This window comes from Psychrobacter aquaticus CMS 56 (assembly GCF_000471625.1).
Lineage (GTDB): Bacteria > Pseudomonadota > Gammaproteobacteria > Pseudomonadales > Moraxellaceae > Psychrobacter > Psychrobacter aquaticus.
Map to the genome: position 1 here is coordinate 1 of NZ_AUSW01000031.1, position 22,305 is coordinate 22,305.

18 protein-coding genes, 2 tRNA genes and 1 pseudogene are annotated in these 22,305 nt (G+C 44.2%); 8 read left to right on the plus strand and 13 right to left on the minus strand.

Annotated elements, in window-relative coordinates; all coding sequences use genetic code 11:
- Nucleotides 1–46: 46 nt before the first annotated feature.
- From M917_RS08525 to M917_RS08550, 6 genes are all read right to left on the minus strand, one after another.
- Nucleotides 47–535 (minus strand): M48 metallopeptidase family protein, encoded by a 489-nt coding sequence (locus M917_RS08525; RefSeq protein WP_021814403.1) that lies wholly within the window; start codon nucleotides 533–535, stop codon nucleotides 47–49.
- 184 nt (nucleotides 536–719) lie between these two features.
- On the minus strand, nucleotides 720–2,765 hold the full coding sequence (betT, locus tag M917_RS08530) for a choline BCCT transporter BetT (protein WP_021814404.1): 2,046 nt from the start codon (nucleotides 2,763–2,765) through the stop codon (nucleotides 720–722).
- 110 nt (nucleotides 2,766–2,875) lie between these two features.
- The gene (gene betA / locus M917_RS08535) at nucleotides 2,876–4,576 is read right to left on the minus strand and encodes a choline dehydrogenase (protein ID WP_021814405.1); all 1,701 of its coding nucleotides are present in this window, start codon (nucleotides 4,574–4,576) and stop codon (nucleotides 2,876–2,878) included.
- Nucleotides 4,577–4,759: 183 nt separating this feature from the next.
- Complete coding sequence (betB, locus tag M917_RS08540; protein ID WP_021814406.1) at nucleotides 4,760–6,262, minus strand: betaine-aldehyde dehydrogenase; 1,503 nt, start codon at nucleotides 6,260–6,262, stop codon at nucleotides 4,760–4,762.
- Nucleotides 6,263–6,466: 204 nt separating this feature from the next.
- The gene (locus M917_RS08545) at nucleotides 6,467–7,069 is read right to left on the minus strand and encodes a TetR/AcrR family transcriptional regulator (protein WP_264629459.1); all 603 of its coding nucleotides are present in this window, start codon (nucleotides 7,067–7,069) and stop codon (nucleotides 6,467–6,469) included.
- Nucleotides 7,053–7,397, minus strand: coding sequence for a DMT family transporter (locus M917_RS08550; protein WP_040642423.1), 345 nt, complete (start codon nucleotides 7,395–7,397; stop codon nucleotides 7,053–7,055). Before M917_RS08550 ends, M917_RS08545 begins: the two co-directional genes overlap by 17 nt.
- Before the next feature lie 387 nt (nucleotides 7,398–7,784).
- On the opposite strand from M917_RS08550, the gene M917_RS08555 reads away from it, so the two are divergent.
- The 3 genes from M917_RS08555 to M917_RS08565 all read left to right on the plus strand — a co-directional run bounded on the left by M917_RS08555 (nucleotide 7,785) and on the right by M917_RS08565 (nucleotide 9,521).
- Nucleotides 7,785–7,860, plus strand: a tRNA-Asn gene (locus M917_RS08555).
- A 266-nt stretch (nucleotides 7,861–8,126) separates the two neighbouring features.
- On the plus strand, nucleotides 8,127–8,456 hold the full coding sequence (locus M917_RS08560; RefSeq protein WP_021814410.1) for a hypothetical protein: 330 nt from the start codon (nucleotides 8,127–8,129) through the stop codon (nucleotides 8,454–8,456).
- 339 nt (nucleotides 8,457–8,795) lie between these two features.
- On the plus strand, nucleotides 8,796–9,521 hold the full coding sequence (locus M917_RS08565) for a hypothetical protein (RefSeq protein ID WP_021814412.1): 726 nt from the start codon (nucleotides 8,796–8,798) through the stop codon (nucleotides 9,519–9,521).
- A 73-nt stretch (nucleotides 9,522–9,594) separates the two neighbouring features.
- Here the strand turns inward: M917_RS08565 and M917_RS08570 are convergent.
- From M917_RS08570 to M917_RS08580, 3 genes are all read right to left on the minus strand, one after another.
- Nucleotides 9,595–9,685: transfer RNA gene (locus M917_RS08570), tRNA-Ser, on the minus strand.
- 92 nt (nucleotides 9,686–9,777) lie between these two features.
- Entirely contained in the window at nucleotides 9,778–10,938 is a 1,161-nt protein-coding gene (locus M917_RS08575) for a type I glyceraldehyde-3-phosphate dehydrogenase (RefSeq protein WP_021814413.1), read from the minus strand.
- 42 nt (nucleotides 10,939–10,980) lie between these two features.
- The gene (locus M917_RS08580) at nucleotides 10,981–12,927 is read right to left on the minus strand and encodes an AAA family ATPase (protein WP_040642428.1); all 1,947 of its coding nucleotides are present in this window, start codon (nucleotides 12,925–12,927) and stop codon (nucleotides 10,981–10,983) included.
- Nucleotides 12,928–13,435: 508 nt separating this feature from the next.
- Between M917_RS08580 and exaC the strand changes: the two genes are divergently transcribed.
- The 3 genes from exaC to M917_RS08595 all read left to right on the plus strand — a co-directional run bounded on the left by exaC (nucleotide 13,436) and on the right by M917_RS08595 (nucleotide 16,622).
- The gene (gene exaC, locus M917_RS08585; RefSeq protein ID WP_021814415.1) at nucleotides 13,436–14,962 is read left to right on the plus strand and encodes an acetaldehyde dehydrogenase ExaC; all 1,527 of its coding nucleotides are present in this window, start codon (nucleotides 13,436–13,438) and stop codon (nucleotides 14,960–14,962) included.
- A gap of 90 nt (nucleotides 14,963–15,052) precedes the next feature.
- A complete protein-coding gene (gene adhP / locus M917_RS08590) occupies nucleotides 15,053–16,081 on the plus strand; it encodes an alcohol dehydrogenase AdhP (RefSeq protein ID WP_021814416.1) in 1,029 nt (342 codons plus the stop codon).
- 214 nt (nucleotides 16,082–16,295) lie between these two features.
- Nucleotides 16,296–16,622 (plus strand): DUF779 domain-containing protein, encoded by a 327-nt coding sequence (locus M917_RS08595; protein ID WP_021814417.1) that lies wholly within the window; start codon nucleotides 16,296–16,298, stop codon nucleotides 16,620–16,622.
- A gap of 165 nt (nucleotides 16,623–16,787) precedes the next feature.
- On the opposite strand, the gene M917_RS08600 is transcribed toward M917_RS08595, so the two are convergent.
- Nucleotides 16,788–17,207: a nuclear transport factor 2 family protein gene (locus tag M917_RS08600; RefSeq protein WP_021814418.1), complete on the minus strand. Its 420-nt coding sequence runs from the start codon at nucleotides 17,205–17,207 to the stop codon at nucleotides 16,788–16,790.
- Between the two features lie 174 nt (nucleotides 17,208–17,381).
- Here M917_RS08600 and M917_RS08605 point away from each other — a divergent pair, with 174 nt between their 5' ends.
- Nucleotides 17,382–18,329, plus strand: a complete 948-nt coding sequence (locus M917_RS08605) for a LysR family transcriptional regulator (RefSeq protein WP_021814419.1) — start codon at nucleotides 17,382–17,384, stop codon at nucleotides 18,327–18,329.
- A 24-nt stretch (nucleotides 18,330–18,353) separates the two neighbouring features.
- Here the strand turns inward: M917_RS08605 and M917_RS08610 are convergent, their stop codons facing one another.
- Entirely contained in the window at nucleotides 18,354–19,385 is a 1,032-nt protein-coding gene (locus tag M917_RS08610; RefSeq protein WP_021814420.1) for a nuclease-related domain-containing protein, read from the minus strand.
- Nucleotides 19,386–19,711: 326 nt separating this feature from the next.
- Here M917_RS08610 and M917_RS08615 point away from each other — a divergent pair, with 326 nt between their 5' ends.
- A complete protein-coding gene (locus tag M917_RS08615) occupies nucleotides 19,712–20,707 on the plus strand; it encodes a DUF4424 family protein (RefSeq protein ID WP_021814421.1) in 996 nt (331 codons plus the stop codon).
- Between the two features lie 63 nt (nucleotides 20,708–20,770).
- Here M917_RS08615 and M917_RS14015 read toward each other — a convergent pair.
- Both M917_RS14015 and M917_RS08620 read right to left on the minus strand, forming a co-directional pair.
- Nucleotides 20,771–20,881 (minus strand): annotated as a pseudogene (locus M917_RS14015) (nuclease-related domain-containing protein); the annotation flags it as partial.
- A 61-nt stretch (nucleotides 20,882–20,942) separates the two neighbouring features.
- Nucleotides 20,943–22,157 (minus strand): IS256 family transposase, encoded by a 1,215-nt coding sequence (locus M917_RS08620; protein WP_021814422.1) that lies wholly within the window; start codon nucleotides 22,155–22,157, stop codon nucleotides 20,943–20,945.
- Between the last annotated feature and the right edge of the window lie 148 nt (nucleotides 22,158–22,305).

Here is a 22,305-nt window from a genome sequence, read left to right on the forward strand (position 1 = left end):
ATCTAAGCTGATGGTAATAAAGGATTTAATAATAATCTGGTGGCAATTATTGCTCTCGCCAGTGCAACCACAAGCGCGTGTCCAATTCAAACTGATGATACTCAGGTTCCATGTGACAGCACAATTGATAAAACGCTTTATTGTGCTCGTGTTCTTTGAAATGCGCCAGTTCATGCACGACGATCATTCGTAAAAATTCAGGCGGCGCTTCTTTGAATAAGCTGGCCACCGTGATGCTATTATGTGATTTAAGCTTACTGCCCTGTACTCGGGACTGGGTGGTGTGAATGCCCAGCGCATGTTTGAGAACGGTTAATTTGCTGCTATAACTGACATTTGATAACGGGCCAATTTTGCGCATATATTGGGTTTTTATCTCATTGATATGATGATAAAGCGCTTTGTCACTTTGCACCTGATGCTGATCTGGGTACTTTTTTTCCAGATACTCTCCCAGCTTGCCATCGCTTATGAGCAGCGCGGCTTGGGTTTGAATTTGCTCGGAATAATGAGCGATGTATTTTAATGTGGTCACGAATGTATCCTTTGCTTATGCTTTGAGCTGTCTCGACTGTCTCTATTTTAGCCTATATTTGCTTATTTTATTCTCCATAAAAAAATCCCATAAGCGGCGTTCAGCTTATGGGGTCGTTTCTCATAAATGCTTTTACTAAAAATCTACCACATTCACTCATGTTAATAGCGTAGTAATGTGCTCATTAACGCTCTAAATGTAGATACTGCAAATGGCGCTCGTACTGATTTAAGATATCGACCAGTACTTGCTCTTTGGTGTAGCCCACCAAATCATACTCTTGTGAGCCATCACTCAAGAACACCTCAGCGCGATAATAATACTCGGCATGCTTGGTTGAGGTATTCAACGTAAAGTTGGGTCGTTCAGCTTTGATCAAATTGACTTCATAAATAAAATCATCTTCATCGCCATGACCGACACGCAGTTTTAGACCATCTACCTGACCGCTGTCTTGACTCATACCCGCATCGATATCTTGACCAATACTGGCAAGATTGTGGATATCTAATGATGTTTTGAGACCACCTGCGGCGAACTCTTTTTCGACCTCAGTCATCGCTGGCATGACCACATTGTGCAAGAATTTTTCGACCTGCGCATGACTAGGGAAGCTCACAATACGTTGCAAACGCGCTTTCCAGCCTTTACCGCTGTCCAGCACGTTAGCCGTACCGATGGTACTGGCCTTGCGTTTGTTGCCTTCCTCTTTTAGCGACTTCCACATCGACATCATATAGAGGACGAGGATAAGTGAAAATGGCAAGCCTGCAATCACAGATACTGACTGTAATGAGGCAAAGCCACCCGCAAACAATAAGCCTAACGTGATAAATCCCGTCGCTGCTGCCCAAAACAGACGCAACCAAACGGGCGCATCGGTATCATTGGTCATGCCTCTTGAGCTTAGATTCGCCAGTACCAAAGCACCTGAATCGGCAGAAGTCACAAAGAAGACCAAGCCAATAACAACACCAGCAAATGACAATATATCGCTGTAAGGAAAATACTCAAACAAGGCAAACATGCCCATTGCTGCATCATTGACCGCGATTTCGCCAAGCTCGGTAGCACCATTGGCGACCAAATCTATCGCTGAGTTGCCAAAGATAGAGAACCAAGCAAAAATAAAGCCAAGCGGAATAAACATCACACCAAACACAAACTCACGCAGAGTACGACCACGGCTAATACGGGCGATAAACAAGCCCACAAACGGGGCCCAAGCCACCCACCACGCCCAGAAAAATATCGTCCATGCCGATTTCCAATCAGCACCTGCGCTGCCATCATAAGCATAAACGTCAAAAGTTTTTGCAACGATTGTTTGAAAGTATTGACCAATACTTTGGGTGAAGGTGTTGAGCAGATAAACTGTGTTACCCATGACTAATATCGCCAGCAACAGCAATATCGACGCCAGCATATTAAATTCGGATAAACGGCGTACGCCTTTTTCTACACCCGTCATCGCAGAGATAGCAGCGGCGGCAACGACACCCACGATAATGAGTGTCTGAACCGTTTTGCTCGATTCAATACCGAACACATGTGTCAATCCAGCGTTGGCCTGCAATACGCCAATCCCTAAACTGGTCGCGATACCCATCAAGGTACAGACGACACCAAACGTATCAATACCATCACCAAGCCAGCCTTTAATCAAGCGCTCGCCAAATATCGGCGTCAATGGTGAACGTAAGGCCAGTGGCATGTTTTTACGGTAAGCAAAGTACGCCAACGCCATGCCGATGAGTGCATAAATACCCCAACCATGCAGTCCCCAATGCAAAAAGGTCTGCGATAACGCTTGGCGCATGGCTTCTTCGCTGGCAGGTTCCAGTCCTGTATGCGGTGTCAAATAATGCATCAAAGGTTCAGACGCACCAAAGAACAGCAGGTCAATACCGATGCCCGCCGAAAACAACATGGCGGCCCACGCTAAAAAGGGAAACTGGGCTTTTTCATGATCTTGACCAAGCTTGATGTCACCATATTTAGAGAAACCAACAAATAAGGCAAAGATACTATAAGCGGCAACCACCAACATGTAATACCAGCCAAAGCTCGATGATACCCAAGCCATACTTGAGCTGAGTAAAGCCTCACTATAATCTGGAAAAGCAATCGTCCAGACTATTAATAAAATAGAAATAATAGCGGAGCCTAAAAAAACCGTTTTATTTAGGCTTAAGGGTTTCGTTCCATCTTCTGATGGCGAACTGTACATAAAAAACCTCAATAGATAAATTAAACACTATCTGACATTGCTTTGTCCGTCAAAAAATGTGAGAGACAAAGCAATATCAACAAATAACACGTGAATAAAACAACAAAACCCTACGAGGTTTGGTTGATACTACGCATAGGTTCTGCTCTTAGTGGCGCACCATTGGCGACATAATAGTCTGCCATTGAACGTGGCAGCTGCACGCCGCGCATCTTGTCGACAATTTTTTCTGCCAGCATGATGGTAGTCGCGTTGAGGTTACCACTGATTATGTTTGGCATAATAGACGCATCGACGACGCGCAAGCCATCAATACCATGTACCAGCCCTTCGCCATTCACTACCGCATCATTACCTTCGCCCATCGCACACGTACAAGAAGGATGGTAAGCGGTCTCACCATGTTCGCGCACATAGTCATCTAGCTGCTGATCGGTTACCAAGTCTTCGCTTGGTGAAAGGGCACGGCCGCGGTAAGGATCAAGCGCTGGCTGATGCATAATTTCACGAGTGATACGCATAGCGGCGCGGAATTCTTGCCAGTCTTGATCGTGAGACATATAGTTAAATAAAATACTCGGATGGGCGCTTGGATCTTTCGAGGTCAGCTTGACACGGCCACGACTGGGTGAGCGCAATGAACCCACATGTGCCTGAAAGCTGTGCGAATCACTGGCACTTCGGCCATCATAACGAACGGCAAGCGGTAAAAAATGATACTGGATATTAGGATGGGTGAATTTCTCGTCCGTACGGATAAAACCGCCACCCTCAAACTGATTGGAAGCACCAAGTCCTGTACCATTGAATAACCACTCAGCCCCAATGGCAGGTTTATTCCACCACTTATTGGCAGGTGCAATTGAAACAGGCAGCTTACATTCATACTGCATGTACAATTCCAAATGATCCTGCAAGTTATTACCCACGCCCGGCAAGTCCAGCACTTCCGTCACGCCAGCTTCTTTAAGCCATTGACCAGGGCCAATGCCTGAGCGTTGCAGCAATTGCGGTGAGGCAATCGCGCCCGATGAAACCACGACTTCACGAGCCGCATAAAAATTCTTGGTTTGACCTTGATGCTCGACTTTGACCCCGATAGCGCGCTTACCATCAAACAAAATCACATCGGTAAGTGCCCCAGTCAAAATCGTGATATTACTACGAGGTTTGGCACGATCAAGATAACCACGAGCGGTCGAAGCACGGCGACCATTTGGCGTGACAAAACGATCCATCGGCCCAAAGCCTTCTTGCTGATAGCCGTTTAAGTCTTCAGTAGCCGGAAAGCCTGCCTGCACGCCCGCTTCAATCATGGCTTGAAACAGCGGATTGACGCCCGGCTTTGACGTGGTCATTTCAACGGGGCCACCTGCGCCATGATAGTCATTTTCGCCAATATCACGATTTTCTGACTTTTTAAAATACGGCAAGCAATCCAAATACGTCCAATCTGATAAACCGTCTAGTGTCGCCCAGTCATCAAAATCCAGCGCATTACCACGGATATAACACATACCGTTAATCAGCGATGAGCCGCCCAGCCCTTTGCCGCGACCGCAGTCCATGACCCTGTTATTCATATACGGTTCGGGGTCGGTTTTATAACCCCAATTGTAAGTGGTTCCTTGCAAAGGCATGGCGAGCGCCGCTGGCATTTGCGTGCGAAAATCCAACCGATAATCAGGGCGACCTGCTTCAAGCAACAGCACTTTAATATTGGCATCTTCGGTCAAGCGCGTGGCCAGCACATTTCCTGCTGAACCTGCGCCGACAATGATGTAGTCGTACTCAGGAGTACTTGATGTCATAAACTGCTCCGTAATCTTAAAAAGCTCAGTATTGAAAAATCATTCATTTAATATCAGTCAGGTGGAATAACAAGGACAAATAAGTCCTAATAAAACAAGCTTCAAACACCCTAACTGATTAAAATTTTTCAATAATTATTAAAATATAAGTTGTCAAAATATGGGTTGTTAACACATAGATTATTAAAATACAGATTCAAACGCGCCCAATTCTACTTGGATAGATTTGGTCTGAGTATAATGTTCAAGCGCTTCAACGCCATTTTCGCGGCCAATACCTGAGTGCTTATAGCCACCAACTGGCATTTGCGCTGCTGACTCGCCCCACGTATTTAACCAGCAGATGCCCGCTTCAATTTGAGCAATGACGCGATGCGCTCGGGTTAAATCAGCGGTTACAACGCCTGCGGCCAAGCCATAATCGGTATCATTGGCACGGCGGATCACTTCTTCTTCTGTCTCATAGGTCAATATCGACATGACAGGCCCAAAGATTTCTTCGCGTACAATGGTCATCTCATCGCTGCAATCGGTAAACACGGTCGGTGCGACAAACGCGCCATTTGCAAGCGATGGGGTCGTGACACGCTCGCCACCCGCTAGCAAGCGTGCGCCACTGGCTTTACCTTGTTCAATATAATCCAGCACTCTTTCCATATGTGGAAAGCTTACCAATGGCCCCATATTGATGTTCTCATCTATCGGATCGCCAAGTTTGATACGTTCGACCCGCGTCAAGATGGCTTGCTCAAATTTGGTTTGTAGCGCTTTAGGGATAAATACTCGCGTGCCATTGGTACAGACCTGACCACTACTATAAAAGTTCGCCATCATAGCGATATCAGCCGCGGTATCAATATCGGCATCATCAAATATGATTAATGGCGACTTGCCACCCAGCTCTAATGTCACATCTTTAAGAGACGATGATGCTGCACTCGACATGACTTTTTTGCCCGTCGGTACACCACCTGTGAACGATACTTTGGCGATATCAGGATGCTGAGTCAGCGCTTCGCCGACTTCATAGTTGCCTTGCACCACGTTAAAGACACCGTTTGGCAATCCCGCTTCTGTAAAGATTTCTGCCAGTTTTAGTGCGGTCAAAGGCGTGACTTCTGATGGTTTAAAAATCATTGCGTTACCAGCGGCTAGTGCTGGTGCTGCTTTCCACATAGCGATTTGGATAGGATAATTCCATGCGCCAATACCTGCGACCACGCCTAACGGTTCGCGGCGGGTATAGACAAAACTGCTGTCACGCAGCGGAATCTGACGGCCTTCTATGGTTGGTGCAAGCCCTGCATAATATTCAACAACGTCAGCACCCGTGACGATATCCACATATTTTGTCTCAGAGTACGCTTTACCTGTGTCTTTTGTTTCGAGCAACGCCAGCACATCGTTGCGCGCGCGTAGTATGTCAACGGCATTTAACAAAATTCGACTACGCTCAACAGCCGTCATCGCCGCCCAAATTTTCTGACCTTGCTGTGCCGCTTTTACCGCTTCATTGATCTGCTCATTGGTCGTTTGCTGAATGGTTGCCAACACTTCACCAGTCGCTGGATTGATATCTTCAAAAGTCGTGAGTGACGTATCGATAGGCAAGTAACAACCATTAATATAAGCGGTTTGTACCTGTTCTAAATCGATAATGTCTGTCAAAATTTTTGAATCTGTCATAAGTTCTCCTTTCGACGATTGGCAGCTGCTTTTGTAAAAAGCGCTCAAACCAAATAGCTCGTCATTGTTTACGTATTAAAATATTAAGTATTAAAATAAAATGTCGTGATTTTTCACTTATAAACGGTTCATTTGATTATTAAAACATCGGTTGGCTTACTAACAATCTGTATATATCGATCATTTGAAAGCCATGTTTTAAACTTACTCATCTGACTCATCAAAACCGCGCTGCGTCATTCTTATCAAACGATTGCGTAAGGATTGCTTGTCCAATATGTTGATTCCCGAAAAATCAGAGAGCCAAATACCATCAGCGACCAAACGTACCATACATAGTGTTTCGGTATTGTCGGTTGCCTCATGCTTCTTCAATTGCTCATTGGCCCACTGTGCCCACAACTCACGCAGCTCGCTGTCGCCTAGCATCAATACATACAAGGTCGCTTGATTGTCAAACTCTTCTTGCCCCTTCTCACCTAAGCTGATGGTGGCATCAATATAGGCACGCGTAAAAGAACCATAAGGCACAGGATCTTTGGCCATAGCCGCATCCACTTCTGCCTCAAACCTAGCCATAGCGTCATCAAACACTTCCAAGATCAGCGCGTTTTTGGTGGCAAAGTGATGCATCACGCCGCCTTTTGTGACGCCAGTTGCGTCCGCGACCGCTTGAAACGTAACTTTAGACAAGCCCTGTTCTAACGTAATTCGTGCTGCTTGATCTAACAACGCACGACGAACCAACTCTGGCTGTTTTTTGCGTTTATACGCATTTTCCACTTCCATCTCAGTGCACCACCACATTAGAAAATAAATTCATTACCACGACACCGCCCACAATCATGGCAATGCCAACCACTGCTGCTATATCGAGACTTTGCTTAAACAGCACGACACCAACGAGCGATGTCAACACAATTCCCAAACCAGCCCATAACGCATAAGCAATACCAAGCGGTATAATTTTGAGAGACTGGGCCAACAAATAAAACGAGAGTACATAAAGCACACCCATAGTCAGTGTCGGTAACAAACGAGTGAACTGCTCTGACTTTACCAAAAAACTGGTGCCTATCACTTCACAGATGATGGCAATAGCCAGATAACCGTAAGCAATAATGGTAGGACTCATATTCATGTCACTCATCTCAAATAGAGCAGCTATTAATAATATGTGTTAAAGAAACCACACGGTTGGTATTTTATAGAAATATTGTAGCAATGTGAAGGGTAAGTTCATGATTTTTTGTTGAAAGAGATATAAAGAGGGTTTTATTACTCAAAAAGAGAGGCAATCTTTCTTTTATATTACCCTGACGATCGCGCTATTTATCAAAATCGCCTGTTATCTAAAAGATAAAAGTCTGTTTTTGAGAGATTACAACAATATTTCTAATTAATGATGTAATAAGGTTGACAGCCCGTAGCGACTTGGCTAAAATGTGCCCCACGTAACGCAAACAAGCCAAGTAATTGCTTGTGTACAGCGCTTAAATAACTTGCTGTTATGACAATTTATTCTCCAATAGCTCAGTTGGTAGAGCAACGGACTGTTAATCCGTGTGTCCCTGGTTCGAGCCCAGGTTGGAGAGCCATATATTAAGAACCTTCATCATTATTAGATGGAGGTTTTTTTATGTTTTTCGCTTTTATATTTAGTACCCATTATATAGTCGATAGTAAATAATATGGATACATGGCCTTCTGATGGGTGACTGGTATTCATGTTACTTTTCATCGATGCTATTAGCGTGGCCATGGTGTTCTTTTAAGCGTTTTTGTTGTATGGTAAGGTTAGTTTCGATTGGGTTAGTTTTCGTCTGAATGCTTTACTCCTACTCACTAAAAGTAATGGTTTATTATGATACCTGTCCGTGTAAAAAATAAATTTTCTGATCATCCGCAAAAAATCATGCGCCCGATCAGTATTCGTTTGTCTGAAGAGATGATTATGCTATTAGAATCGACTTCGGCAGAGTTGGGTTTTAAACGTATTCAAGGGCTTATTCGTCTATACATCCGCCAAGGTCTTGATCGTGACCATCAAGATTACACGCTGGCACACGATGAAGTTTTCATCGAAACATTGCGCAAACGCGGTGTGAGTCAGCATATTATCGATGAAGCAATTGTAGTAACACATAACAATAATACGACCCACTCATTGTCTGAGCTACAAGACAACGATTGAGAGCACGTCTAAAAGCCCCTTATTAAAAAATTGCTATTTGCCTCTCTCAGGCTCAAAGCTTGCTTTCCATAAAAAAAGACTAAGTCTGCCTAGCGCACTTAGTCTTTTTTTATGGCTACCATTTCATTTATATAGTTAGATCAATATAAATAAAATGATAGAAGTACTGGTGACAATTTTTCTTTATAGACTTTTTTATATGTTGAGACAATCAAGTTTTTTAGGGTTGGTTTAAGTTTACTACAGTATTTAGCCATAACTAAACACAACCTGCCATCAAACGAGGTATATTAAGGAAGTAGTCGTCACGATTAAGAAGTAATTACGAGGAGGTGTACGATGATGGGTTTACATCAACGTTTCAATAAAGCTTTGTTATTAACGGTCACTTTAACGATGCTAGCGCTTGCGCCTGCCTGCTCGTCGCCACAGATGGATCCAACCAAAAAAACCATACCGACCGACTCTGACCAATGGCAAAAAAAACTGGGATCCACTCTAGAGCAATTGCCCGAATCCGATCAGCAATTACTGAGTCGATATATGCTGCGTATGAAGCTTAGCGAAGCCTACGAGTCAGGAGCCATGCCCCGTACCACCATTAAACAGGCACTGATACAACAGCGTGAATACGAGCGCCTACATCCAAACAACCCAACGGGCAAAAAAAGCCCCATCACCACTAACCAGCAAACAGCAACCGTCCAATACCCCGTTGCCCTTCTTCCAGTCAAAAGCAGCGACAGTGATAGCTTGAATCAGGTAAAGCTGCAATTTATGCTGTCAAATCACGGTAAAGTTGCCATTCAAAGCTTCAAGGGCACGCTGACGATGCAAGACACCACTCTTAAGCAAGCCAAGAGCTTTAATGTTCCATTGACCCAGTTCGATCCACCTATTAGACCAGAACAATCTGGCAAAATAATCATTGAGAGTAGTATTGAGGACATCAATGTCATGCGCGCTATTAAAAATACCAAAGACATGACTATTGCGATCGAGGAAGGTACACTTGTGTTAGAAGATGGCCAAAAAATCGAGTTCGGCCAGTCGCTAGTGAAATAAAAGGCATTATTTAAAGCCTTAATAAAAGCACAATAAAAAACCCCGATCATCACTGATCGGGGTTTTTTGAATTTGGCGGAGACGGAGAGATTCGAACTCTCGAAGGGCTATGAACCCTTGTCGGTTTTCAAGACCGGTGCATTCAACCGCTCTGCCACGTCTCCATTGGTGCATCATTATATAGATATCATTTTATAATGCAAGTAGTTAATCTAAAAAAATCGAATTAATTTACTAGGGCGTGTCCTAACAGCCCTTAATCACTGATATGTTCTTTGCTTGAGGCCAAATGTAAGCACATATCTAACAATCTATTGGCATAACCCCATTCGTTATCATACCAAGCAAATACCTTATACTGCTCGCCCACTCGCATCAGCTGCTGACCGTCGATGATTAGAGATTCGGGCTGATGGATAAAATCACTTGAAACCAACGGTTCATCGGTATAAGCCATGATATCGAGCAAATGCCCTTGGCTTGCAGATTTGAGTGCTTCGCGAACTGCCTCAACACTCACATTGGACGTATCAAATATAAAGGTCACATCAATAGCAGCGACATCGATGGTCGGCACGCGTATCGAATGACCATTTATTTTGCCGACCATGGCTGGCAGCACACGCTCCGTGGCAGCGATACTGCTGGAGGTGGTTGGGATAATATTATAGCCAGAAGCGCGCGCTCGTCTTGGGTCACGATGTGCTTGATCCAGTACCGTTTGATCCGCTGTGACGGCATGAATCTCTGTCATCATTGCCGACTTGACACCAAACGCTTTATCAAGCGTATCAATCAGCGGCACCAACGCCTGCGTGGTACAAGAGACACTGGAGATAATTGGCAGCTCACGGGTTAACTCATCTGTGTTCACACCCATGACAATGCAGGCATCGACATCATCAAAAGGGGCGGCACCGATGATGACTTGCCGTGCGCCCGCCTCAATATGCAGATTTGCTTGCTCATAAGAGCGAAAGTGACCCGTACACTCTAGCACCACATCGACGCCCAACGCTTGCCACGGTAATTGCGCAGGGTTTGGTTCTGACAATAAATTGATGCAGTAGGTATAATTATTTTTGGTCAAACAAAGCTGCGTTCTGCTATCGTCATCGCCACTACCCGCCACAATATCAGCACTGACACCAAGTCGACTTAACCTACCATGTGTACTATCGAATTTTAATAAATGCAATAAAATGTCAGCTGGTGCTAAATCATTGATTGCCACCACATGAATGGCGCGGCCCAATACCTCAAAGCGCTCTAGCAAAGCGCGCAATACGTTGCGCCCGATACGCCCGAAGCCGTTAATGGCGACTCTCAAGGGCTGTGTGTGCTCACCAGTGGTACGAAACGCTGCCACTACTGGGTCAGAGTTTAATTGATAAGTGGTGCTAGAAAAATCAGGCATAACAAGTTATCGCTATAAATGTAGGAATAAGGGTATGCAAATTTATGGTGTAATAAAAATTAGTGCCAAGCGAATGGTGTTGTAATCAATACTCTGCTTGAGATGATCAAATATCGGTCGCAGCTTGATACTACCATCGTCATTAAAATCGTTTGGATTATTGGCAACTTTGATCGCCACATAGGCATTACGAACGGCCGTCATAATCTCGTCTGCTGGGCGTAAATGGTCGCAAGCCAAACTTGGGTCTTGCGATTTTAGCTCGCCAATATGACGCATAATGGTGGACTGTGACAGCTGGCGCGCTTGCGATATCTCCGCAATGGTCAAACTCTCTTCTAATAACAGTCTGGTCGCAAGTAAAGTACTGTCTGATTTATCAGAGACCTGATTGCCCAGTTTTTGTTTTTTATCTTGCTGAGCTTGCTGTTGTCCACGGCGCTTTTTTTGTAGGTTGGCATAAGCATCAATCACCGATTTACTCAGCGTACCGCCTGATTTGAGAGTGAATTTCTCATGCGCCTGCGTCATGCTTTCTTCATCGAGCATCGCATAATTGGCATCGGCTTCCGCGGATAGTGCTAAAAAGCGCTTATCTGCCCCGCGTGCCAATGGATCGAGTTGTAAGCTCATGTCATTCATGCCGAGCAACTGTAACCCTGCCAGCGACTTCAACCGTGATAGCGCCACATAACCTTGCCCCAGCTCAAACGTTCGCGACAAGTCAATCTCGGCTGCCTCTAGCGTCATGCCTTGCGACTTATGAATGGTAATCGCCCATGCTAGACAAAGTGGCACTTGCTCGTAGCTCGCCAACACCTCCCCTGTCTCGTCTTCGATGATCCATTCTTCTGGTTCTGCGATGACTTCGCGTCCTGAGTTGAGCCTAACCACTGGCATTTTTTGGGTAACTGGTTTTTTGGTCTTTGGCTGATCGGCATCTTTTTTGGCGGCGCTTTTTTTACCCTTGAGCGTTTTTTTATCGTCGCCAGTGTTTTTATCATCGGCAGCGTTATCGTCATCATCTTCGATTAAGGCATCGCTATTGTCCTTGCTATCCTCAATCTTAACAGCGGCAAAGCCGATCAATTCGCCCATCGTGCCGTTAGAGACACCAAGCTCGGTATTGTTTTTAATAAACATCACCTTAGCGCCAATTTTGAGAATTAACTCATCTTGAGTACGTACCGTTTTTTTCAGCGTCTCAACCAGTTTACTATCGCCTGTCGATGTTGCCTCAAAACGCATCATGTCACCAGACAGTGCCGCAAGTTCTTTATCATTGATTTTATTGACATTAAGATTGTGTGTATAAAGACGCGTGCGCTTGATGTCAACATTTTGATCAACGGTGGCTTCTAGTGCAGCAATCGCCTCAAACGTCACTTCTTGCCGACGGATTTGGTTGAGAATATCGTCCAAATCCAGACCGCCATTGGCCGCTTCACTCACTTGCCGATGTTGTTCAGATAAATAGCAAATGTGAAACTTAGCATCGAGCCACGCTCCTGACATAAAAGCAAACTTCTCACGATTGGTCTCGCCCTTACTACCTATCGGCGGCAACTGAAAAAAGTCACCCGCCACCACTATCTGAATCCCGCCAAACGCGGTATCGTTTTTGCGCACATGTTTGAGTACTTGGCTGACCAAATTGAGCTGTTTGGCATGCAACATCGATATCTCATCGATAATCAACACTGCCGTGTCTTTTAATCGGTCTGCCAAGAACTGTTTGCGTGATAAATTACTCAAATCACGATCAGACAGCTCATCTTTAATTCCGATACCCGACCAACTATGTATGGTCGTGCCACTCATATGAGTGGCGGCGATACCAGTGCTGGCAGTCACAGCGACAGGCACACGGCGCGCACGCAGATAATCAATATATTGATTGAGCGTATAGGTCTTACCTGAACCTGCTGAGCCGGTTAAAAAGACATTTTGACCTGTTTTCAAGATATCAAGAGCAGAAGATTGACGCATATATCCAAACCAACCAATAATATAAAAAAAGATAATAACCATAACACAGTCATAATGACTGACAAGGTAGCGCAGCGGTTCACACGAGGCCAGCAGCGCTCATAGGTACCCGATTTTCAAGAACATCATTTAAATGAATGATTGTTAATAAAATACATTTAAACAAACTTTATTCCATAAAAATTTAAAAAGTCAATACATTATCGCTTGACTTTTCCAGCAAAAAATTTATTCCGATATTTTTTTCATCGCCTTGTAACTAAAGCATTACAGCGATGTTAATTTCACTCAAAAAGAAAACTTCAAGTTATGTGTTTACTCATCAGTCATTATAAAATTTTAGTATGATTGCCAGCAGAAGCCGAGTAGTATAAGACGCGTATAGAGAAAAATTGCTATCAAATAATCACAATGGTAACTGATATTGCGTTGCGATAGCAGATATTAAGATAGATCAAATTGCGCCTGTATTATCCGATAAAACAAACAACACAACAAGGAGTGTTTCATGCTGTATGCAAATCCCAATACGGAAGGTAGCCCAGTACAATTCCGCAAAAAATACGACAACTTCATCAACGGTGAGTGGACCGCACCACTCGATGGCGAATACTTTGACAACACAAGCCCAATTGATGGCAAAACCATTTGCCAAGTTGCCCGCTCCAAAGAAGCCGATATCGAAAAAGCCCTAGATGCAGCTCATGCCGCCAAAGACGCATGGGGCAAAACCAGCGTCGCTGAACGCGCCAATCTGTTACTCAAAATCGCTGATAGCATGGAAGCCAATCTAGAAGCCATCGCGATTGCTGAATGTTATGAAAATGGCAAACCCGTTCGCGAAACCCTCGCCGCAGACATTCCTTTAGCCATTGACCACTTTCGCTATTTTGCCAGCGCCATTCGTGCACAAGAAGGCGGCATCAGTCAAATTGATGAAGACACCGTTGCCTATCATTTTCATGAGCCACTTGGCGTCGTCGGTCAAATTATCCCGTGGAACTTTCCTATCTTAATGGCTGTCTGGAAGCTTGCGCCTGCCCTTGCCGCTGGTAACTGTGTCGTCCTAAAACCTGCCGAGCAAACACCAGCCTCTATTCTGTTTATGCTTGAGACCATCGGCATTGCTGATATTCTACCAAAAGGTGTTATTAACGTCGTCAATGGTTTCGGGGTTGAAGCGGGTAAGCCACTAGCCTCTAACCCACGTATCAATAAAGTTGCCTTTACTGGCGAGACCACCACGGGTCGTCTCATTATGCAATACGCCAGCGAAAACATCATTCCAGTGACACTAGAGCTGGGCGGTAAGAGTCCGAACATCTTCTTTGCCGATGTGATGGATGAAGACGATGATTTCTTGGATAAAGCGGTCGAAGGACTCGTGATGTTTGCGCTGAACCAGGGGGAAGTCTGTACCTGCCCATCGCGTGCTCTCGTCCATGAAAGTATTTATGATGAATTTATCAAACGTTGTATCGCCCGTGTCGAAGCCATCAAAATGGGCAATCCATTAGATACCGACACCATGATTGGTGCGCAAGCCAGCTCAGATCAGTTAGAAAAAATCCTATCTTATCTTGATATCGGTAAAAAAGAAGGCGCAAAAGTCTTGGTTGGCGGCGATCGAGCCAAACATGACGGTGATCTTGGCAATGGCTATTATGTGCAACCGACTATCTTCGAGGGCACTAACGACATGCGCGTATTCCAAGAAGAGATTTTTGGACCGGTGCTGGCTGTTACTACCTTTAAAGACGATGAGGAAGCCATGCAAATTGCCAATGATACGTTATATGGCTTAGGTGCGGGGATTTGGACACGTAGTGTGCATAAAGCCTATCGCTTCGGCCGTGGTATTCAAGCCGGACGCGTATGGACCAACTGTTATCACCTCTACCCGTCACACGCAGCGTTCGGTGGTTATAAGCAATCTGGTATCGGCCGCGAAAACCATTTAATGATGCTCGATCATTATCAGCAGACCAAAAACATGCTGGTCTCTTATAGTCCAAAAGCAATGGGATTCTTTTAAGCTTTGATTTAACGCTACGATTTATAGATAACGTCATAGCACAGAGGTATTGTGCTATGCATATAAAATTAATCCATAAGAGAGCGCTATATGAGTCAAAAAATGAAAGCCGCTGTGCTACATGAGTTCGGACAACCCTTACAAATTGAACAAGTAGATATACCAACGCCAGGCGCTGGTCAAATCGTCGTTAAGATGCAGGCATCAGGCGTTTGTCACACTGATCTGCACGCAGTTGAAGGAGACTGGCCCGTTAAACCCAGTCCACCATTTATTCCCGGACACGAAGGTGTCGGTTTGATCACTGCCGTGGGTGAAAATGTCCATCACGTTAAAGAAGGTGACCGCGTTGGTGTGCCTTGGCTCTACTCTGCTTGCGGACACTGCACGCACTGCTTAGGTGGCTGGGAAACCTTATGTGAAAAGCAAGAAAACTCTGGTTACTCCGTCAATGGCAGCTTTGCAGAGTATGTCTTAGCAGATGCCAATTATGTTGGCATTATCCCTGAAAGTGTCGATTCTATTGAGATTGCCCCTGTTTTATGTGCGGGCGTCACGGTATATAAAGGTCTAAAAATGACCGATACCAAACCAGGCGACTGGGTTGTCATCTCGGGTATCGGCGGCCTTGGTCACATGGCTGTGCAATACGCCATTGCCATGGGACTCAACGTTGCTGCTGTCGATATTGACGACGAGAAGCTCGAATTTGCCAAAAAACTGGGCGCAAAACTCACGATCAATGCAAAAAATACTGATCCGGGTGAATTTCTACAACAAGAGATCGGCGGTGCTCATGGTGTACTCGTGACAGCGGTATCCACCAAAGCATTTGATCAGGCACTAAGTATGTTGCGTCGCGGCGGTACGTTAGTCTGTAATGGTTTGCCAACTGGTGATTTCCCCGTATCAATCTTTGATACGGTTTTGAACGGTATTACCATTCGCGGCTCAATCGTTGGTACACGTCTGGACTTACAAGAATCATTAGAGATGGCCGCCGCAGGCAAAGTAAAAGCGACCGTTGCCGCTGAACCATTAGAGAATATCAATGATATCTTTCAGCGTATGCGTGACGGCAAAATCGAGGGTCGCATTGTCATTGACTACAGTATGTAGCCATGTCTTGTGATGTTTTGATCTTGCTTTGGTGATTCGCACGTTTAGGGCGTTTTGAACATGCCACAGTCATAAACAACAGGTCGTATCGGTTTCCATCACATGCTAGAAATGATGTGAAAGAAAAAGATGCGACTTTTTATATTCTTACTTAGGACACGCCCTAGTATGATTTTAGATCACATTAATATTTTCTAATGATAAGGAAGTCATCATGAAAGTGACAGCGACAGAACCCTGCAAAGCGTTAATCGAGCTATTAAAATCCAAACACGGCGAACTCATGTTTCATCAATCAGGTGGCTGCTGTGATGGTAGCTCACCCATGTGCTATCCACTTGGCGAGTTTAAAGTGGGTGGACAAGATGTGTTGATCGGTGAGCTGGTTGGCTGTCCATTTTATATGGGCAAAGCACAGCACAAACTCTGGCAGCACACTGACCTGACCATTGATGTGGTCGACGGACGCGGCGCCAGTTTTTCGCTAGAAATACCTGAAGGCAAACGCTTTATTGTGCGCTCAGAGATTTGTTCGATATAGATTTGTATGGCATAAATACCATATTGAAGCCGCTGCTTTTCTTAGTGTCATAGATGATCGAAAAAAAAGTCGTATGTATCATTGGTGATACCCTGCCCGCCCTATCGAAAAATAGGGATAAAACGCTCTATTATAAAGAGCCGTAAATTTGCTGCAGATAGCTCTCTACCTTGATAGTTGCATCGCGGCTTCTAACGTTGCGGTGTCTTCGTGCATACGGTACAAACAAATCTTACCACTTTCATCAAAACGGACAATCATTGTCCAGAGACTGTTAAACACATCTCCAGTACGCTTAACCGTGTGGGCAAGTTCGCCAAATCTAACAATATACTTGTCGGAAGCAATAGTGTCTTCTGTTTCAAATGTACCAAATTCAAACAGTTGCGCCAGATTTTTAAAGAAACCAATGCCCGCTGACTGACCAATGTGAGTTCCATAAATGGGCACTTGGCTGTCGCTCTTTTTTCGAAAGACAACAAACTTAACGTCTGTATCACATAGCTTCATTGCCTGCTCATACTCACCTGTGAATACATGCGCGACGAACTGGTCAAGGGTTTGGGTATTTGATTGTGTTTGCATAGATTTTCTCGATATTGTGGATTAAATAGATCGCTGCACTTTTGATGACCAGCGAGTTATACACAGTCTAATAGAAGGGATGACAAATAAATATGCGACACCCACACGATGACTGTGCAAATATGCACAATAGAATTTGCTACTATGAAAATCTATTACAAGAAGAGAGGTAACATGTATTGGGATGATGTGGCTTATTTTGTTTGCTTGGTAGAAAAACAAACATTAACCGCCTGTGCCGAAGAGATGGGCGTACAGCACAGTACGGTTGCTCGGCGGATTGAACACCTTGAACAAACCTTAGGCATTGATCTGTTTGATCGAGTGGGCAAACGCTATGCGCTGACTATCGAGGGCGAGCGGCTCTATCACCAAGCAGTCGTAGTTAAAAAAGAAATAAATATCTTTCAGAGAATGGCGATTGATCAAAATGCGCTGCAAGGCACGGTCGTGATATCCGCCCCGCCTGTATGGGCAAATGAGATACTTATCCCTGCTTTAGCTGGCTTTCGACAGCATTTCCCAGATATATTGGTGACGTTGTGCGGCGAAGTGGGTATGAGTAATTTACATCAACGAGAAGCTGATATCGCCATACGCACGCGCCGCCCCACCCAAGAAGACTTGGTTATTCGCACACTAGGGTCAACGAACTATCGATTTTATGCACATGATGCGTATCTTAATGACACAATGCCTGAGCACTGGCAACTCATAGAATTCCAAGCCAATGCTAGAGTACTGTTGTGGTCACAGGCTTTGGTGAAGCAACACGCTTATACGATTGCGTTTAGCACCAATGATTTATATATGGCTTGTCACGCTGCTCGTCAAAAAACAGGTATCGCTTTATTGCCTGACTTTTTAGCCCATCAGTACCCAGAGCTGACAGCGCTTGACCCTATTAATAAAGTGATACTCACCGATTTAGAAATCGATTTCTCAGCGCTAGCTTGCACTACTGATGGTCTATTACAACCACAGCATTCCAATGCAGATCAGCCTGTTCCTTTGGCTCAAGAGTATGCGCTATATCTTGTCATGCATCCCGATGTTAGGCGCTCAGCACGGGTTAGAGCGGTTGCCGATTGGTTGATTGCAACGACTACGCGCCTGTCTTGACAATGGTTGAAGGTCAAATCACGGTTAATTTACGTTGACCACACCGCGACATTTAGGAAACTGGTGACAACCGTAAAAAGGTTGGCCTTGACGCGCGCCCGTTTTTGCGACGCGTTTAATCATCTCACCCTGACATTTTGGACAGGTAGGTGTTTGTATGAGATTGGCGGTATGGTCTGCCGCCTCAAATAGCGCAGGTACTTCCACCTGTGGCTCAAACTCTACAATCTCAAATGGTGTCAGAAACACTTTATCAGCAATATTGTGCGGTATCATTGTCTGCTGAGTATTCAGACTATCTATTGGTAAATCGCTGGATTCAATCTCAGTTTGACCAGACCATCGCTGCACTTCTCTATTTTTCAAGGTGGCTCTTTTAGCCGTTTCTTTTACTATTGGCTCAGGTATAGGCCTATCAGTCATTTTAGCAACTGAATGACCAGTAGCATTACTACTAAGCGGCTTACTTACATTCTTGCTTGGGTTGCTATGCTTGTCTTTTAGATAGGCTTTATGCTTCCGATTGGTGCGCCATGACTTGGTAAATCTATTGCTTTCTATCTGCTCGACGATGGACTTGACCTCGTCTTCGGTGAGTATCTTGTCCTGCTTTTTTTTCACATAAGACACCATGCCGCTCGTCAATACGTGTTCAGGCAACTCATCACGGGTTTTTAGCTCACACTCACCAATGAAAGCAATCATCGAATGAAAATAGCTCAATTCCAAGCCTAATAGATCTGCAAGCGTCTTAATATGCAAATAGTTTTGGCGCAGTGGGTTTTGGAATTTGTACTTACTCCCATTCGGGAAAGATTGTGTCCACTGCCTTTGCGTCTCCTTTCCGTATATCCAGCCTTTATAGTTTTTGGTTTCGATGACAAAGATGCCATAGACGGAGACGATGACGTGATCGATTTGTGTACTACCGCCATTGGCTAATGGCAAGGTAATACCGTTTAATCGGTGGTAGACGTCTTTTTCAAGCTTAAGCCACATGGCTACGTTGATGACAGTTTCACCTAGGAAGCCTTTAAAGGTGGATTTTAGGGACATGGGCAATCTTATATTTTCAGGTAGTTATTGGGTAGTTAGAGAATACGTTACTCTGTTCTTTAATATCGATAGCGCATCAAACAGATGTACAAATTCTATATTTTAAAGCAGCTATCAGGTTTTCATTTTAAAACTTATTAATAGCATTAACATACTAACATATGGTTGGTTTTCAACTAGCCATGCACTCTTATAATTCACTAATCAACTTTATTTTGTTCTTCTTATAGCGCATTGTCTTTGCGTTCAGTATTATTAAGCTATCTTATACGCGATTAATCTTTGAAATAAAGAATAATTTAATAAAAAAATTGAGTGAATCTAAAATGAAAAATAAACACGTTGATGTAGTTAAATCCCATTTTATATTTAATAGTAAGTTAGCTTGCGCTCTACTGCTAACTATAACTGCTGCCCAAGCGAACGACTCTACTGGATATGTCGGTACGGGCGGGGTTGAGTATATTAAGAATAAGAACATCAGCATGCATAGCGAAGATCTATATATCTCAAAAGAGCAAATTCGTGTCAATTATGAATTTAAAAATTTAAGCAATAAAGACATTACGGAAACCATTCTCTTCCCTATGCCAGCCGTACCTAGTTTTATCGACTCAGATTACGCTGATACCAATGCTACTTATGATGACTTTCAAGTTTTGGTCAATGGCAAACCTATCATTCCTCAGCTACATGTCCGCACTTTCATGCGTCCAATTATCATCAAAGATGGTGATAAAACTTTTGCTGATACGTCTGTCGATACTACCGAGATTTTTAAGGCATGTGGTATCAATCAAGCTGAAATGATGACGCCTTGGACGTACCAATTTGACACTGAAGTTATCAATCAACAGCTTTTGAATTGTAGTAATAAAAAATTAGATCAATTTGTTGCCGATAAAGATGATCCCTCATATATATCTTGGGATTCACAAATCATCTATAGCTGGCAGCAAACCTTTAAAGCCAATGCGCTGACCACCGTCAAGCATACCTATACTCCCCTCGTGGGCGGCTCAGTGCATTTAGGAGCAGAAGAGTTTAACTATTTTTGCGTGGACGAATACACCGCACGAGGATTTCATGACAGTGGGGCGCGCCCTTATGAGGCACTAAGCTATATCTTGACCACAGGCGCAAACTGGGCAAAACCCATCAAGGATTTTAAGCTCACGGTCGAGCGCGACCCTGATGAATTAATGTCGTTTTGCTGGAAAGGTAAAGGCAAAGTTAAGAAGATTGGAGCAACAACATTTGAGATTAAAGAATCTAATTTTGTGCCAACACATGATTTTGATGTGGCTTTTATTATGAAATGATGATTATTTTGTGGGCCGACCAATGCACCTGTAACTTGTCTAACCTGTTAGACTGAGTTTAACTTATTTAAAACCACTTTTGGTTTCGATGACAAGGATGCCGTATACGGAGACAATGACGTGATCGATTTGCGTACTGCCGTCATTGGCTAATGGCAAGGTGACATTGTTTAGGCGATGATAAACGTTTTTTTAAGCTTTAGCGAGACCATCCCAGATTCTGTGTAACTGCCATTTAGATTAAATGCTTATTGATGCGATCATCAAACATAATCATAAAGCGATTAAGAGCAGACGTCCAGTTACGAATAGGCATTGACCACTTTTTGGATGCCTGCTGAGTTGCTAAGTACACCACTTTGAATGCAGCTTGATCAGAGGGGAATACTTTACGCTTATTCACCGCTGTCCGAATCACACTATTTAATGACTCAATAGCGTTGGTGGTATATATGACTTTTCTGATGTCTTTAGGATAATCAAAGAATACCGTTAAGCCCTCCCAGTTATTACGCCAAGACTTGACCACGTGCGGGTACTCTGTGCCCCAAATCTCATCAAAGTGTTCAAGGTTAGCCTCTGCTATCTCAAGCGTATCAGCACCGTAGATGGCCTTTAAGTCAGCCGCTACGGCCTTTTTATCCGTCCAGGGTACAAACTTCATTGAGTAACGTACCATGTGTACGATACACAGCTGAACCTGTGCTTTAGGATAGACGGTGTTAATGGCATCAGGGAAACCCTTTAGACCATCAACACAGGCAATGAGGATATCTTGCACCCCGCGGTTTTGCAATTCAGTGAGAACCCCTAGCCAGAACTTAGCGCCTTCATTCTCTGAGAGCCACATGCCTAATAGCTCTTTTTTACCGTTAAGTCCTACGCCTAGCGCCAGATAAATAGCCTTATTGATAATCTGCTTATCTTGACGTACTTTAATGACAATACAGTCCAAATAGACGATAGGATAAACACTGCTTAACGGCCGTTTCTGCCAAGCTGTGATGTCCTCTAATATATTATCGGTGACTCTTGAGACAAGAGAGCTTGAGATGTCGACATCGTAGAGCTCTTTGATGGTTTCGACGATTTCAGTGGTGGTTTGGCCTTTGGCGTAAAAGAATATGATTTTATCATCAAGGCCTGAGATACGGGTTTGATGCTTACGCACTAGTGCAGGCTCAAAGTCACCATGACGGTCCCTTGGGGTGGAGATATCAAGCTCCCCTGTGCCACTGCGGACGGTCTTTTTAGTGTGCCCGTTGCGCTTATTGGGTTTATCCGCCTTTTCATGCTTAGGATAGCCGAGATGGTCTTCCATCTCAGCTTCAAGAGCAGTATCGATAAAGGATTGCATGAGCTGCTTTTGGAAGTCTTTGATGTCATCAAAGCTGTTCATGCTGCTGGCCATTTGCTCGGCCAGTTTTTTAAGGTCAGATTGAGTAGTCATTGCTTATTCTCCTGTTATTGGATTATAAGCAGTTACACAGAGTTTGGGAAAGGCTCGCTTTAGCCACATGGCGACATTTATAACGGTTTCACCTATGAAACCTTTGAAGGTGGATTTTAGGGAAATGGTGGTTATCTTTAGACTAGTT